General features: G+C 41.2%; 14 protein-coding genes and 2 pseudogenes. 6 read left to right on the plus strand and 10 right to left on the minus strand.

Going from position 1 to position 15,286, the window contains the following annotated elements; genetic code table 11:
* Positions 1-261: 261 nt before the first annotated feature.
* Positions 262-2,223 carry a DUF4157 domain-containing protein gene (locus B9G53_RS09830; protein ID WP_254923612.1) on the plus strand — a complete coding sequence of 654 codons (1,962 nt, stop codon included), beginning with the start codon at positions 262-264 and terminating at the stop codon, positions 2,221-2,223.
* A gap of 117 nt (positions 2,224-2,340) precedes the next feature.
* The gene (locus tag B9G53_RS09835; protein WP_141211752.1) at positions 2,341-3,039 is read left to right on the plus strand and encodes a hypothetical protein; all 699 of its coding nucleotides are present in this window, start codon (positions 2,341-2,343) and stop codon (positions 3,037-3,039) included.
* 304 nt (positions 3,040-3,343) lie between these two features.
* Here the strand turns inward: B9G53_RS09835 and B9G53_RS09840 are convergent, their stop codons facing one another.
* From B9G53_RS09840 to B9G53_RS09855, 4 genes are all read right to left on the minus strand, one after another.
* Positions 3,344-5,986, minus strand: coding sequence for an adenylate/guanylate cyclase domain-containing protein (locus B9G53_RS09840; RefSeq protein WP_094531670.1), 2,643 nt, complete (start codon positions 5,984-5,986; stop codon positions 3,344-3,346).
* Between the two features lie 66 nt (positions 5,987-6,052).
* On the minus strand, positions 6,053-8,221 hold the full coding sequence (locus tag B9G53_RS09845; protein WP_176453165.1) for an adenylate/guanylate cyclase domain-containing protein: 2,169 nt from the start codon (positions 8,219-8,221) through the stop codon (positions 6,053-6,055).
* 220 nt (positions 8,222-8,441) lie between these two features.
* Positions 8,442-9,977: an adenylate/guanylate cyclase domain-containing protein gene (locus tag B9G53_RS28450; protein WP_254923613.1), complete on the minus strand. Its 1,536-nt coding sequence runs from the start codon at positions 9,975-9,977 to the stop codon at positions 8,442-8,444.
* Positions 9,978-10,153: 176 nt separating this feature from the next.
* Positions 10,154-10,375: an RNA-binding S4 domain-containing protein gene (locus B9G53_RS09855; protein WP_176453166.1), complete on the minus strand. Its 222-nt coding sequence runs from the start codon at positions 10,373-10,375 to the stop codon at positions 10,154-10,156.
* An 83-nt stretch (positions 10,376-10,458) separates the two neighbouring features.
* On the opposite strand from B9G53_RS09855, the gene B9G53_RS09860 reads away from it, so the two are divergent.
* Positions 10,459-12,084, plus strand: coding sequence for a peptide chain release factor 3 (locus B9G53_RS09860; protein ID WP_094531673.1), 1,626 nt, complete (start codon positions 10,459-10,461; stop codon positions 12,082-12,084).
* 343 nt (positions 12,085-12,427) lie between these two features.
* Here B9G53_RS09860 and B9G53_RS09870 read toward each other — a convergent pair whose 3' ends face one another.
* On the minus strand, positions 12,428-12,634 hold the full coding sequence (locus B9G53_RS09870) for a hypothetical protein (RefSeq protein WP_094531675.1): 207 nt from the start codon (positions 12,632-12,634) through the stop codon (positions 12,428-12,430).
* Positions 12,635-12,878: 244 nt separating this feature from the next.
* Between B9G53_RS09870 and B9G53_RS09880 the strand changes: the two genes are divergently transcribed.
* Together B9G53_RS09880 and B9G53_RS29010 are read left to right on the plus strand one after the other, a co-directional pair.
* On the plus strand, positions 12,879-13,091 hold the full coding sequence (locus tag B9G53_RS09880; RefSeq protein ID WP_094531695.1) for a DUF433 domain-containing protein: 213 nt from the start codon (positions 12,879-12,881) through the stop codon (positions 13,089-13,091).
* Positions 13,075-13,170 (plus strand): annotated as a pseudogene (locus tag B9G53_RS29010) (DUF5615 family PIN-like protein); the annotation flags it as partial. The gene B9G53_RS09880 and the pseudogene B9G53_RS29010, both read left to right, overlap by 17 nt.
* A 16-nt stretch (positions 13,171-13,186) precedes the next feature.
* On the opposite strand, the pseudogene B9G53_RS28455 reads toward B9G53_RS29010, so the two are convergent.
* A pseudogene (locus B9G53_RS28455) lies at positions 13,187-13,345 on the minus strand (IS982 family transposase); the annotation flags it as partial.
* Positions 13,346-13,444: 99 nt separating this feature from the next.
* Here B9G53_RS28455 and B9G53_RS09895 point away from each other — a divergent pair.
* Positions 13,445-13,705 (plus strand): hypothetical protein, encoded by a 261-nt coding sequence (locus B9G53_RS09895; protein ID WP_141211753.1) that lies wholly within the window; start codon positions 13,445-13,447, stop codon positions 13,703-13,705.
* Between the two features lie 222 nt (positions 13,706-13,927).
* Here B9G53_RS09895 and B9G53_RS09900 read toward each other — a convergent pair whose 3' ends face one another.
* The 4 genes from B9G53_RS09900 to B9G53_RS09915 form a co-directional block, all read right to left on the minus strand.
* A complete protein-coding gene (locus B9G53_RS09900) occupies positions 13,928-14,281 on the minus strand; it encodes a DUF5615 family PIN-like protein (protein ID WP_094531681.1) in 354 nt (117 codons plus the stop codon).
* Positions 14,278-14,610 carry a DUF433 domain-containing protein gene (locus B9G53_RS09905; RefSeq protein WP_094531683.1) on the minus strand — a complete coding sequence of 111 codons (333 nt, stop codon included), beginning with the start codon at positions 14,608-14,610 and terminating at the stop codon, positions 14,278-14,280. The genes B9G53_RS09900 and B9G53_RS09905 overlap by 4 nt, the downstream gene beginning before the upstream one ends.
* A gap of 103 nt (positions 14,611-14,713) precedes the next feature.
* On the minus strand, positions 14,714-15,001 hold the full coding sequence (locus tag B9G53_RS09910) for an addiction module antidote protein (RefSeq protein WP_094531685.1): 288 nt from the start codon (positions 14,999-15,001) through the stop codon (positions 14,714-14,716).
* Between the two features lie 9 nt (positions 15,002-15,010).
* Positions 15,011-15,283, minus strand: coding sequence for a type II toxin-antitoxin system RelE/ParE family toxin (locus tag B9G53_RS09915; protein ID WP_094531697.1), 273 nt, complete (start codon positions 15,281-15,283; stop codon positions 15,011-15,013).
* Positions 15,284-15,286: the final 3 nt, after the last annotated feature.

Consider the following 15,286-nt stretch of genomic DNA (forward strand, 5'->3'; position numbering starts at 1 on the left):
TGTATTAATATTTACCTCCTCTTTTTTGATTTTCGATGATTTTGATTTTCGGTAATTATTTTACCCTTCCATTACGAGCGGAATGTAGGTTTTGGATGATGCGATCGCCTTAACCCAATGCCTCATATTCCAAAATGTGGAAATGGCGATTCCCAAACCAGTCCAAAACTAGATTTACAATTTATGTGCAAGAATGCTTTATGAGAGTGCTTTCCATAGTATTCGCATCAAACAATATAACCTTAAGCGAGTTTATGGAATATGGGACATAAAAATGAAATCCCCTCTCAAACAGTTGCTACAGTAAAGCCCGTCCCCGTAAACCTTCAAACCAGACCATTTGCTACGCCTGAAGTACAAGAGGAAGAAGTATCGCAGGAGCAAGATAAGTCGAGAAGCGGCAATTTAAATTTTTCTGAGAATTTGCTAGAAAAACAAATTTCTATGCCGATATCTGAATCTGCTACGCCAGTTCAAAAAAAATCAGAGAATCGTTTGAAGGCGATCGGCACTCAGAAAATAGCAGTCCAGACAAAACTTAACATTGGAGAGCCAAACGATAAATATGAGCAAGAGGCAGATAATACTGCGGTAAAAGTAGTTCAGCAAATTAATTCTCTGGCTAGTCCGCCGATCAATTTATCAGCTAATTCACCTGTACAAAATCAATCGGTTCAAAATCAACCAATTCAACGACAAGAAGTTAAAGAAGAAGAAAGTAAAAAGGAACGGAAAGAAGTAAACAAATTGTCTACGAATCCCCAACCTCCCCCTGTTCAGCGAAAGGAAATCAGTAGAAATCGACTAAAAATAAAATCTTTAGTGCAACGGCGAGAAAATATTGGAGGGGGAGAGGTTTCAACGGATTTAGAGTCATCAATTCAAAATGCGCGAGGGGGTGGTCAGTCTTTAGATACTGGTTTACAAGCAAAGATGGGTCAAGCGATGGGGGCAGACTTTAGTAGGGTCAAGGTGCATACAGATTCTCAGTCTGATCAGTTAAATAAATCTATTCAGGCGAAGGCTTTTACTACTGGTCAAGACGTATTTTTTCGACAAGGAACCTATGACCCAAGCAGTCAAGGTGGTCAGGAATTGATCGCCCATGAGTTGACTCACGTAGTGCAGCAAAATAGTGGGGCAGTGCAGCGATTGGTACAGCGTGAGGTTTACTTAGATCAGCGTGGTGTAGACGCGCATTATGACCTAGAGCGAACAGTGCAGCGTGGCGACCTTCGAGGTGTAGTCGAGTGGTATGGCACTTTTGTCAGCAAGCTCTACAGCATGATCGAAGCACTTAAGCTTGTTGCCGTGGGAGATGCCAGTGGTCTAAATACTGTGAAGGCAATGCTTGACTTAGGCGATGATGCTCAGCAGAGTGTGCATGGTGCGATCGCGGCGATGGACAGAGACACGACAATGCATACTCTGAACCACTTTTATTCAACTCAACTCGAAAAAGCCCAACTGCAAGATATTGTGATCAATGCCAAGGGCGAATTAGACATGGCGGCACTGGCGGCTCGCCTCGTGGAGTATGACGATACATTCGCCGCTCAGGACAAGACGTTGGTTTCCTTCTCTGGTGGCAAGTTAAAGCGTAGTGCTACCCATGACACTCCATCTGCTGACGTAGATACATCTGCGAGCGTCACCCAGCATACTGGAAAGGGCTGGGAAATTTTTGTGATGAGTCCAACAGGTGCGTTGCATATGGCCTCGCACAAGATTGGTAAATACCACCATTCAAGTCTACTGGCAGGTGGAGCCACTTCAGCAGCAGGGACAATCAAGGCTACGGGTGGGACGATTGAAAAACTCAATAATAAGAGTGGACATTATCGACCTGGAGAAGCACAAATGCGTCAGGCTTTGCATCAATTACAAAAGGTTGGCGTAAGTTTAAACTTTGATCTTGATATTGCAGGCAAATACAGTGGTAAAGCGGAAGACTATATGAAGCCTGTTAGTGCAGGTGGACAGGGTGGACTAGACACCTTTGAATTTGGCTCAGCACAACGAATCCTCCATCACTTTATTAATACCAAAGGTGAGGCGGCGGTACGCAAAGCGTTTACTGATCTTAATTGGGTCTACGTGTCAGCATCTACAGGAATTATCATTACGAAAGATGACGGTACTACCCCTAACCACGAGGAAGTCAGAAATGTTTTAACGACTCACTTTGCCGAAGCTGGACCAGTAAATGTCACAAGAACCTAGCAATGATGTTCGATCAATGGATAAGATTTTCTGTAGTACTGTAGGTGGAGTCATCAGTTAAAGCCCCCACAGTAAATAAAGATGCATTGCTGAATTTGAATAGGAAGATAAAACAAAGTGAACATAAACCTGAAGACTTTTTTGGAGACCAGAGAACTTGATAATTTAGGGGAAGCTAGAGCTAATATCTCAGCAATCGATCAGGATGATCAAGCTGAGATTATTAGAGTGCTTCGGGAATGGAAAGATATTCAAGCGATCGCCAATCTGCTGATGTATCCTGATTTAATTTCCGAAAATGAGCGTATCGATTATGTATTAGCAGGTTTAAGGGAAACCAATTTTACCTATCTTGTACTAGCCTCTGTCGTCGGCTTAGGGCAACTGAATATTGAGGCACTCCCTGCTCAACTCATCACCCAATTAATTGACCAACTGATCGCAGTAACCAAAGGTGATTCTGAGGTTGTCGCTGAGAGAGCAAGCGTATTTCTCGCAGAACGGTTATGGCATTTTGGAGACACTTATACAACTCAGATTATTGGATTACTAGATCATCCAAGTAAAGTTGTTCGGCACAATACGCTCGTGGCTCTGATCCCTCTAGTCGGACTAGAAAACATTCGACGGATTATAGAAAATGCGGTTCAACAGGGGCTGTTGTCGGTAACAGGACAATTGGCTGCTGAGCAGAAACTTTCTGAAATTGCTGGCTTTTCAAAAGATAATACTATTGATAGCAGTCAGTTTGACGTGGACTTATTGAGTGCGCCCCTACTCGCTTACATTCCCAATCTGGATGAAATGTCTCCCTAGCGCGATCGCCTTAACGCAACACCTCCAAATTGGTCAATCAAACACCACGCATCCGTGAACTAGTTGCCGCAAATAAGAAGAGCAATTCAACATTTCAGCAACCACAAAATGAATATATATTGCTTAGGATATAAAACCCAAAAGATGAATGGCGGCGTGAAGCGCCGCCATTCATCTTTTGGGTTTTGATTTGTCCTAGCTATCTCTTGCGTTGCTATAGTCGAAAATTAGACAGTAAAGCCCAAGAATTAGTGGTGCAGAGCTTTGCGTCACCAATTCTTGGGTGAAAAAAGAGTATAACTACTCAGGGCTTGCCTGTTAGGAAATAAGTAATCATTTCGCCTTTACCTTTGATCTCAATCTTTCTCTGGGGATCGAATTGGAATTTGTCTTTTAACACTTGATAGGTCACATCCGTAACTTGAATGCAACCTGCAATCCCATGAGACTCCATACGACTAGCAATATTTACCGTATCTCCCCAAAGATCATAGATGAATTTTTTCTTGCCAATTACGCCTGCAACAGCCTGTCCAGTATGAATCCCAATCCTTAACTTAAAAGGACTACCATCAGGACGGATGAATTTGCTAATTGATTGTTGCATGTCTAGAGCCATAGAGGCGATCGCTTCAGCATGATCAGGGCGTGGCACAGGCAACCCACCCACCGCCATATAAGAATCCCCAATCGTTTTGATCTTTTCTAATCCATAGAAATCGACTAAGCGATCGAACTCGGAAAATATCTCATTGAGCATATGGACGAGTTCATTAGCTGATACTGAAGATGCAAATTCTGTAAATGATACGATGTCTCCAAATAGAACTGTTACTTCTTCAAAGGTATCGGCGACAATCGTGCCACTAGGTTTTAATTTGGGGATGATGGAATTTGTTAATATTTCAGAAGTTCTTTTAATGGGAATACTAGTGGGCATATAGATCGGGGAAGACTTCAAGCGCTCAGCGATCGCCTTTGGTAAAACATTGAGCAGTAGACGTTCTGAACGCATTTTTTCAACCTTCAAATCATCCTCGGCACGTCGGCGTTCTTGAGCTTCCATCCCTAACGACAGTAACTCTGACAAAGAACTGGCAAAGCTGATTTCCTCAAGTAACCAAAAACGTTCTGTATCAACTTGTTCAAACATCAAAAGCCCTATGAGTTCACCACCAATATCAAAGGACGATATTAACAGAGATAAAATACCAAGGGGATTGAGATAGGCTGGTCGTAGCTCGATCAATATTTCTTCCTCCTCTACATCTTCTATAACCAAGCTGCGATTATCTTGCAACGCTGCAAAAAAGCTGGGGAATTTATCTGTCCCTAGGAAATCAGCTTCACAATGGGTATTAATGCTTTTTATATAGAGATCGAGGCAATGCAATCTGGTCTTATTGCTGTCAAATAGCCAGACACTCACCCGCTCAACATCTAGCGTCTGACTAGCGGTTTCGGTAATATTCTGCACCGCTATAATAAAGTCCCCCAAGTTGAGAGCTTTATTTTTAGTGAGATCAATCAAAATCTTTTGTTGTCGGCGCAGTTGTTGTTCACGACGTTGCAACAAAAAATTATTCCGTTGTAATGATAGCTGACTCTCAGCTAGCTCACTAGTTCTTTGTTGCACTCGTGACTCTAACTCCACATTCGCTTTTTCGAGGCGTTTAAATGATTCTGTCAGCATTTCTGCCATTCGATTAAATGACTCAGATAGAACTTTGACTTCACTTGTGCCTTGTACCGATACCCTAGAGTCCAAATCACCATTAGCGATCGCTTGAGAAGCACCACTTAATTTGAGCAATGGTTCCGTAATATAACGTGCTGTCATCATGCCAATCAAGATCGCAAAACCTAACGCGGCTAGACTAAACAAGATCGTTATTTGTTTGCGATTATTAATTTGTTCCATAAAGCTAGATTCAGGCAGCACCACCACAATTAACCAATCTAGTCCATCGCGATCGCGCCAAGACTGGACTTGAATAAAATGTTTGCCACCTTCAAAGTTGGGTTCTAAGTGTTCTTTATCTTGAATCGAATTAAAACCACCAAATTCACTAATTAGATGGCGAGCAGTCGCTCTTGATAACGGATCACTACTATTGAGAATATTTAGGCGTTGGGGGTTGCCATTGACAATTGAAAATGTCCGCTCACCACTGGAAGTTCCAACGACTAGCCCTGATCGCTCAATTATAAAAATGCGTCCTGACTGATCTGATTTTAGCTCATTTAAAAAGGAATTCAATTGCGTGAGAATAAAGTCAACACCCAGCACCCCAATGATCTTGCGATCGCGATCATAAAGTGGATAGCTATGGGAAATTGATAAGACTTCAGGACGATCAACCCATTGATAAATTCGCGTCCATGTGGGCTTACCTGCTTTTACCGCATCTGCATACCAGCCCTCCTCTCGGACATCTTCATCCGTTTCGATGACCTCTTGTAATTGTTGACGCTTACCTTCTCGATTGGTTGAGAAACTAGCTGTTTTAGTAATTCCTCGCGCTAAAGTTGTCTCATTAATTACGATCTGTCCATTATCTTTGCGCTCAACACCTATAAACTCTTGGTTATCAAAAGCAAAGTTAATATAGCCAACTTTATATAGATTAATCTGCGTCCAAAAGAAAGCCCCTACTTGCTGAAAATCCTTTAAATTGAGCATTCCTAACTTGACGGCATCCACGTTAGTTTGATTAATTTGCGGTGGTACTCGTAAATAATTATCAAGTTTTACACTAATGCGATCGCTGACCTCTCCACTCAATTGAGTTGCTAATTCACCAACTGCTTGCTGTCCATTCCGAAAGGAAAAGATCCCCACTACACCAACTGTTAAACAAATCTGCACTACAAAAGGAACGACTAAAATCAGCGTTAACGGAATATTTTTAAATAACTTAGGTGTATATGAGATTTTCAACATCATGGATAACTAGTTTATCTTGAAGATATGTAAAAGCAATGCACAAATTGCTTGGATTGTGACATCCTCCTAAATCTCAACTCTTCCTTTAAGTATATAAGTGATCATTTCTCCCTTGCCTTTGATATAAATTGCTTTTCTTTGTTCAAGTTGATATTTATTTTTTAAGAGTTGATAGGTTGCTTCAGTTACTTGAATACACCCAGCAATACCGTGGGACTCCATCCGACTCGCCACATTAACCGTATCGCCCCACAGATCATAAATAAACTTTTTAGTGCCGATTACCCCTGCGATCGCCTGTCCCGTATGAATACCGATCCGCAGCAAAAAGGGACTGCCATCTAAACGCTTAAATTTCTGAATCGATAATTGCATCTCCAGAGCCATTTCGGCGATCGCTTCCGCGTGATCTTTACTGGGTATTGGTAACCCACCCACAGCCATATAGGCATCACCAATAGTTTTAATCTTTTCTAAGTCATACAAATCCACAAGGCGATCAAATTCTGAGAAAATATCATTCAAACAATTAACCAAATCACTTGCGGAAATAGCCGATGCATATTCTGTAAAATTGACAATATCCGCAAACAAAACCGTAACTTCATCAAAAGCATCCGCAACAATAGCACCATTTACACCATTGTCCAGATTATCTAACATCGGATCTATGGTCTGATTGAGCATCTGATCGGAATATGTTTCAGAGACTTTATTGGCTACCGCTTTTGACTGTGACAATTTCAATCGCTCTACAATCTCCTGCGGCAGAACATTTAACAATAAACGTTCTGATTTCATCTGCTCAATTCGCAACTTCTCTTCAGCCCGATGACGCTCTTGAGACTCCATTCCCAAAGATAATAAGTCCGCCAAAGAACTCGCAAAACTATCCTCTTCAGGTAACCATAAACGTTCTACATCAATATGCTCAAAGACAATGATGCCTGTTACTTGACCATCGACCTCAAAGGATTTAATTAATAAAGATACAGTTCCCGCAGGCTTAAAATATGCATCAATTAGTTCTTGTAAATAGTCTTCTTCTTGCACATCTTCTACAGCGATAACATGTTTTGCTCGGAGAGTTGCAAAAAACCTAGGATAATTCTGAGAAGTTAAAAAATCTGCTTCTGTATGAAGATTGGTACTTTTAATATATAGATCAAGACAATGTAATAGCGTCTTAGTCTTATCAAACAGCCAAATACTAACTCGCTCAACATTTAAGGCATGGCTACCTGTACGGGTAATATTTTGAACAGCATCAATAAAATTCCCTTGATTAAGTGATTTGTCTTTAGTTAAGCTAAATAGGATATCTTGTTGCTTGCGAAGTAGACTCTCACGACGACTTAGCAAGAAATTAGTGCGTTGGAGGGAAGCTTTTGAGGCATTTAATTCATGAGTTCTTGACTGAACACGTAATTCTAATTCTTGATTTGACTTTTCTAGTTGGAGAAATGAATTGGTGATCATTTCAGCCATCATATTAAAGGATTCTAGAAGGCTTTTAATCTCACTAGTTCCTTCTACTTTGACTCTAGTATCAATCTTCCCATGGGTAATCGCCTGTGAAGCTTCACTGAGTTTGTGTAAAGGTGTGCTAATTGATCTAGCGGTAAGCATCCCGATCAAAATAGCGATCGCTAATACTGCACAACATAGCAAAATCATCGTCTGGGTGTAATTTTGCTCCGAGCCAGTGAATTGTGAAGCAGGGACAACGATGACAATTAACCAATATCGCCCAGAACCATCTTGCCAATTTTGCACACGAATAAAATGTTCTTCTCCGTCTAAAATGGCTTCTATATGTTCAGATACTTGAATTGCATCAAATCTGCCATACATTTTTAGTAAATATTTTGCTGCTGTTTGCGATAGAGCATCTTTACTATTCAGAACATTTATTCGCTGGGGCTTGCCATCAACAAGCAGACAATTTGATTCTGAAGTAGAAGTTCCAACGACTAAACCCGATCGCTCAATTATGAAAACTCGCCCGTTTTTACCATATTTCAAGCCCCGTAAAAATATACTAATAGCATCAATATTTACCTGATTATTTGCTTGATTAATTTGCGAAGGTAAGTGTAAATAGTGATTAAGTTCTGTGCTAATGCGATCGCCTATTTCACCACTTAAACTTTCGGCGATCGCATTTACTCTTTGCTGCCCATTATAAAAGGTGAATAGCCCAACTGCTCCTGTAGCTAGACAAATCTGAATCACAAACGGAACAACTAAAACAAATTTAAGTGGAACTTTTTTGAATAATTTAGTTATATAGGAGGTTATTGGCAGTATTTTAAACATTATGCATAATGACTTGCGTTAAAGATAGCAAAATCTTATTTAGAGGAGGGTAATTTAGTGGAAGATTCACACAAATTATTTAAGTTTACTCTATCTAGCAAAGGGCTTAAGCCCCTTGCTAGAGGCTTTAAGGTTGCTATATTCGACCTTTGAGTAGATAAGTAATCATTTCTCCTTTGCCTTTAATATTAATCGCGCTTCTCTGTTCAAGTTGATATTTGTTTTTCAAAAGTTGATAGGTTGCTTCAGTCACTTGAATACAACCTGCAATACCGTAGGACTCCATGCGACTGGCGACATTAACTGTATCACCCCATAGATCGTAAATAAATTTCTTAGTACCGATGACACCTGCGATCGCATGTCCCGTATGAATACCAATCCGCAATGAAAAATCACTGCCATCAGCTCGCTTAAATTTATGAATCACTGTTTGCATCTGTAAAGCCATTTCGGCGATCGCCTCTGCATGATCTTTACTTGGCACAGGCAGCCCACCCACAACCATATAAGAATCACCGATAGTTTTAATTTTTTCCAAATCATACTGTTCCACAAGGTGATCGAACTCTGAAAAAATTTCATTGAGAACATTTACCAGTTCACTGGCCGAAATAGAAGCTGCATATTCAGTAAAGTCAACAATATCGGCAAATAGAACCGTAACTTCTTCAAAGGAATCCGCAATAATTGTGCCACTAGTTTTTAAATGAACTTTAGTCTTTAATTGCACAGACTTCAAACGCTCAGCAATCTCCTGCGGCAAAACGTTGAGCAAGAGGCGTTCTGACTTTTTCTGCTCAACTCGTAAACTCTCTTCTGCACGTCGGCGTTCTTGGGCTTCCATTCCCAAAGCCAATAAATCAGCTAGAGAATTAGCAAAACTAATTTCTTCCTCTAGCCATAGATGCTCGATCTCGGTATGTTCAAACGCAAGTACACCCATGATTTCACCACCCACTTCAAATCTAGATAATAGAATGGAGACAATGTTCAGGGGCTTACAATATGGGGTGACTAATTCCTGAAGAATATCTTCCTCTTGCACATCTTCGATCGCAATACTGCGATTTTCTAAGAGCGCCGCAAAAAAACTAGGATATTCTTGTGAAGTTAAAGCTTCAGATTCAGTATGGAGATGCAGACTTTTTTGATAGAGATCAAGACAATGCAATACGGTTTTACTCTTATTAAAGAGCCAAATACTGACCCGCTCGACATTTAAGGCATAACTTCCTGTTCTCGTAATATTTTGCACAGCAATAATAAAATCACCTTGATTGATCGCCTTATCTTTGGTCAAATCAAACAAAACATTTTGCTGTTTCCGCAGTTGCTGTTCGCGCCGAGATAAAAGAAAATTGCTTCTTTGGAGCGATGCTTTGGAGGCATCTAGTTCATAGCTTCTTTCTTGGACAAGGGACTCTAATTCCTGATTGGATTTTTTTAAGCGTTGTAAAGTCGCAACGCTTGATCGCCCCATGACGATCACAATTATGAGCATGAGCATTACGCCACTTAGCGACCCAAGCAAGATCGGATCACTAATACTTTCGACATTCAAGATATTTAAATGTTGTGATTTGGGATCTAATTGACTATCAAAATTGCCATCAAGTAGATTTCTCAGCCAAACAACTATGGCAGTAATTTGCAACCCAAAAATAACCACTAAAGTAACGATTAGCGGTACATTTTGAAAAAAATTAGCAAAATGGCTAGTGGTCAGAGGTTTAGGCTAACAAAATATAAGTCCGATTTATGCTTTTATGCTAGCCCGATCGCTAATAGTGGTCAATTCGCACAATTGCTGACTTATGTAGTGGTGTAGGCAGCGCGAAGCGCCGCCTACACCACATCGATCGCGAAACCATAACCGCTTACTCTTTGCCCTGCGCGAATTTTGCAACCCTTGCGTAATTCAACCTGACCATCAACCTCCACATCACCATCGATAATCATCAATTTTGCTACACCACCAGTATCCGCAACGCCACAAACCTTCAATAAGTTGCATAAGGTGATATATTCGCCTGTCAGTTCAAATTTTTCATGGATTATTTCTGGCATTTTGATGATTTGCGTTAATGCGTTAAAAAGTAAGCATAATAGATGCAGTAACCATAAATCTAAAAAAGTCCGTTAAAATTTCCATGAGTCAACTGTGGCAAGAGTTAGAGCGCGAAGTCGAACGGCGACGCACCTTTGCAATTATTTCCCACCCCGATGCGGGGAAAACAACATTAACCGAAAAACTATTGCTATACGGAGGTGCGATTCACCTTGCGGGCGCAGTCAAGGCTAGAGCTGCACAACGTCATGCCACCTCGGACTGGATGGAATTAGAAAAACAACGCGGGATTTCGATTACTTCGACGGTGTTGCAGTTTGACTATATGGGCTATTGCATTAATTTGCTGGATACCCCTGGTCACAAAGACTTTAGTGAAGATACCTACCGTACCCTTGCGGCGGCTGATAATGCAGTGATGCTTGTTGATGGCGCAAAGGGCCTAGAGCCACAAACCCGCAAATTATTTGAAGTTTGTCGGATGCGATCGCTGCCCATTTTTACGTTCATCAACAAGATGGATCGCCCCACCCGTGAGCCTCTGGAGCTACTCGATGAAATCGAGAAAGAATTAGGGATTACGCCCTATGTGATGAATTGGGCGATCGGCACAGGCGATCAGTTTAAAGGCGTTTACGATCGCGCTAGTAAAATGGTGCATTTATTTAAGCGTAGCGCCCATGGTCAGAGAGAAGCTGATGTAAATATCTATCCCTTTGATGATCCCCAAGCGATTAAGTTTATTGGCAAGCATCTTTACGATCAGCTTTTAGAGGATTTAGAAGTTCTTGATTCTGCGGGTGCAGAGTGGAATACACAGGATTTGCATCGCGGTAAGCTCACCCCAATTTTCTTTGGTAGTGCGATGACTAATTTTGGTGTAGAGCTATTTTTAAAGTCTTTTCTTGAATGTGGCTTAACTCCAGCCGTTCACGATAGCTCCAGTGGCGAAGTCTCACCCACCGATGAGGATTTCTCAGCATTTGTGTTCAAACTACAAGCGAATATGGACCCACGCCATCGCGATCGCATTGCCTTTGTGCGTGTTTGCTCTGGCAAATTTGAGAAAGACATGAGTGTGACCCATTTACGAAGTGGTAAAAGCATTCGGTTATCCCATGCCCAAAAACTATTTGGTCAAGATCGTGAGGCGATCGATGTCGCCTATGCTGGCGATGTGATTGGGTTGAATAATCCAGGGATGTTTGCGATCGGGGATACAATTTATCTCGGCAAAAAACGCCAATATGCGGGGATTCCCTGCTTTTCGCCAGAGCTATTTTGTACTCTTCGCAATCCTAATCCTTCTAAGTTCAAACAATTCCGTAAAGGCATATCGGAGTTGCAAGAGGAAGGCGCGATTCAAATCATGTATTCCGTTGATGAAGCCAAGCGCGATCCGATTCTTGCGGCTGTCGGGCAGTTGCAGTTTGAAGTAGCGCAATATCGTCTCCAAAGTGAATATAATGTCGAAACGATGCTGGAATCTATGCCCTATTCGGTAGCGCGATGGGTTGATGATGGCTGGGATGCTCTCGAAGCAGTTGGCAGGTTATTTAACACAATGGTAGTCAAAGATAGCTGGAATCGCCCTGTTCTCCTATTTAAGAACCAATGGAACTTAAATCAAGTGGAAGCTGATCATCCGAAGTTAAAATTAAAGGCGATCGCGCCAATTGCGGAGCTAACCAAAGCTAACGCTACCTGACCGATGTTATTGGAAGTTTCTAAAGTAGGGTCAGGTTTAGGTAATAATTCTGTGCTGAAGCAAGATTTATTACCTAAACCTGCCCTGTGTACGAGATAGCCTGGCAGAGTGATGGTTCCACGTAACATCAGTAATAAAAAATTACGGATCGCATTATTTCAGAACTGAGGTTTGATGTAAGTCTTCCATACTTCACGCAAGTTATCACCCTCTTTTCGAGATAGCTGCCCCAGTTTGGTAATTAGTAAAGATTTCTCTAAGCAATCAATTCGTGATAAACGGACAGTTGAGGCGACTCGTAAACCACTGGTTGAACAGTCTTTAAACCCAGATTTCTCCTGCCTTAATAGTCGTCATATAATCCTTCATCTTCTGGCGAATAACTTTTTAAAAAGGCATCATGAGCGTGATCGCCTGTTTGTGATTTTGGCTGAATAGTGATGAGCCATTTACCTTTGCCGATTTCTTCTGTTATGGAACTAGGTATTGTAAGTTTTTCTCCGTCTTGAAGCTCTATTTCAAAAGCTAATTGTAATAACTGGTTTTTCATATTGGGTAGATACTAAAATACTTAAAATCCTAACATTGAGTTCAGTTTTGGGTGTAGAGCGATCGCCCCTCTCCCCCCCCAAAAAAAACATGATCACCCCCTCTAAAAAATCAAACAGCGATCGCACCTCAACATCTAAAATCACGATCACTTCTCAAACTCTAAATTCTTGCAAGAGCGCTGTTATGATAAAAATAAGTTATGTGCAAATCTTGATTATGAAAAGCTATCGCGATCGCTACGCATCAATCCAAATATTCGCAGTGGCAAGCCCTGTATAGTTAACACACGCATCGCTGTATCAGATGTGTTTGACTATCTCGGTGGTGGAATGATTGTTGAAGAAGTATTAGATGATTTTCCTGATTTGACACTTGCCAATATACAGGCTTGTTTTGCGTTTGCTGCTGATCTCGATCGCCGTTTAACAGTGGTTCCCTATGAAGTTGCTGTTTGAAGAGAATTTGTCTCCAAATTTGCCTCGTATATTATCTGTAGATTTTCCAGAGTGTATGCACGTTCGTGATTGTGGATTAACGTGAGTTCGACGAACTAAAAGATGGCAGGAGGAAGAGCAGGTAAACCTTTGAAGAGAAGATCTAAGGCAGGTTTAGTCTCACGATAGGTAGATGCAACTAACCCAGCAAGAAGGTTAATGAGGAAATTGAAAAAGCTGCGATGTCTAGAATGCTTAATCTGAGAAATGTTTTTGAATGGTCATCACTTCACTCAGCCTCATTCTTGACCGACTTTTCTTTCTCCGAGCATTGATGGCAAAATTGGTTGCTCTTGCAAGTGTTTTTCAAAACTTTGGCAAAAATCATCCACTTCACAGAAGATTCGGGTGATATCCAAGTGCGATACGATATTGTCCATATTGCTAAGGCTTTTAGTTCTTCAAACCTAGTCTCAGCTTTTCTTTTGTTTTTGTCTACTCCGTCGAACTCACGTTTGGTTAATACAAAAACAAGGCGCGTTACATTGCATTGCCGCACTCTTACAAGATCGGCGATCGCACTACAAAATTGGCGATCGCATTACAAAATTAGCGATCGCACCCAAGAAATTTAAAACAAATAACCAATCCCGTAGTGGACTGTTTCATCTAAAATAGTGCAATAGGCTATCTATCAAAAAGTTGTCAAGAATGGCTTAAGCAAGTTTTCTATTGCATCACTTTAGATGAAACAGTCCGGTAGCGTGAGTTAGCGGAGCGTAACGCACAAACAGAGTTACGTTTGATTCAAACCCCACAAGATTGGCGATCGCACTCACCCTAAATCTTTTAGCTACTTAGAATGGGATGGACATTATTTGATTAATCCATTCTTCAGCAGTAGAGGCTTCCCAAATGAGGATGGTTGCATCAATTGCTTCACTAACTGGCAATTTCTGGGAGAGAATCAAAACTTCCGAACTTTTTTTTGTAAGTATAAATTTTCCAAATTCAGCAGGCATCGTTTTCCGATCATGGGTTACAAGTACTCTCCCATCTTGTGCTGCTATTGCTAACACTTCTGGGTCTTTCTTGCCTTCCAGCCTTGCTGTATAAGCTGATTGAAAACTTAGATTTGGCTGTCTGCGTAACGCACCAGTAACAATTGCTTGATTAAGGTCAGCATCTGCTTGAAAGTGAACTGCCGTCATGATTTGATTAGCTTCTGGTTTTGAGCAGTTGTTAACTTCTGATACAGAAGTGGATTCTTTTGTCTACAGGATTTTTGCAATTTCTCAAATTCTTCTTCACCTTCTTTGAGATATGCGTCAATTAACTCTCGGCTGCCAAGATAAAAGGTAATAGCTCCATAAACCTGTTCTAGTGAGAGTAATGGAAAGTCTTGGGCAATGCTTTCAGGTGACTTACCATTCAAAAAGGCATAAACAACTGAATCAAGAGAAATACGGGTTCCTTCGATCCAGTATCCTCGATCGCGTTGCTCGATATATCGTTTTGGTAAGGTTGGTGCTGCGGTCATAAAGTTTTTGGCTACTCTTTATGTAACTATTTTAAGCGATCGCTTGTCTGTCTAGCAGTGAAGGCGAGGTCTAGTTCTACAACTGTATATGGAGCAGAAGGGGTTATACAGAAGTAGCTCGTAAACGCAGACCAAGTGCTTGGATAACTTTTAGAACGGTGGCAAATTCTGGATTACCTTCGAGAGATAAAGCTTTGTAGAGGCTTTCTCTTCCAAGTCCTGTTTCACGGGCAATGTTGGTCATTCCTTTAGAGCGGGCTATGTCTCCTAATGCTGCTACTACTAGTGCAGGATCGCCATCTTCGAGTGCTGCTTCTAGATACGCAGCCATTGCTTCTTTAGTTTCTAGGTGATCTGCTGCATCCCAAGGATAGGTTTGAATAGTAGTCATAGAGTTCTCTTATAGTTCTTTGGATAAGTTTAAGGCTGTCTTGATATCTTGATCTTGTGTGCGTTTGTCCCCACCTGCTAGCAAAATTATTAATTGTGTTCCTCGTTGTATGAAGTACACTCGATAACCTGCACCATAGTCAATACGCAGTTCTGAGGTTGAGTCGAGGTAGGGTATTATCCCTAGCCCCTCTCTGTTAGATCCGTACGTGCGATTTTCATCGCATACGGCTCCCGATATTCTTAGCTTACGCTTTTGCTCATGTGATGATAATCGTGGCAACTT

Origin of the sequence: Pseudanabaena sp. SR411 (assembly GCF_002251945.1) — a bacterium.
Classification (GTDB): Bacteria; Cyanobacteriota; Cyanobacteriia; order Pseudanabaenales; family Pseudanabaenaceae; genus Pseudanabaena.

Bases quoted from the DNA above. Each gene is read 5' to 3' on its own strand.
- B9G53_RS09900 (WP_094531681.1), bottom strand. From the start codon at position 14,281: ATGACGGCAGTTCACTTTCAAGCAGATGCTGACCTTAATCAAGCAATT.
- B9G53_RS09840 (WP_094531670.1), bottom strand. From the start codon at position 5,986: ATGATGTTGAAAATCTCATATACACCTAAGTTATTTAAAAATATTCCG.
- B9G53_RS09860 (WP_094531673.1), top strand. From the start codon at position 10,459: ATGAGTCAACTGTGGCAAGAGTTAGAGCGCGAAGTCGAACGGCGACGC.
- B9G53_RS09855 (WP_176453166.1), bottom strand. From the start codon at position 10,375: ATGCCAGAAATAATCCATGAAAAATTTGAACTGACAGGCGAATATATC.
- B9G53_RS09830 (WP_254923612.1), top strand. From the start codon at position 262: ATGGGACATAAAAATGAAATCCCCTCTCAAACAGTTGCTACAGTAAAG.
- B9G53_RS09905 (WP_094531683.1), bottom strand. From the start codon at position 14,610: ATGACCGCAGCACCAACCTTACCAAAACGATATATCGAGCAACGCGAT.
- B9G53_RS09870 (WP_094531675.1), bottom strand. From the start codon at position 12,634: ATGAAAAACCAGTTATTACAATTAGCTTTTGAAATAGAGCTTCAAGAC.
- B9G53_RS09910 (WP_094531685.1), bottom strand. From the start codon at position 15,001: ATGACTACTATTCAAACCTATCCTTGGGATGCAGCAGATCACCTAGAA.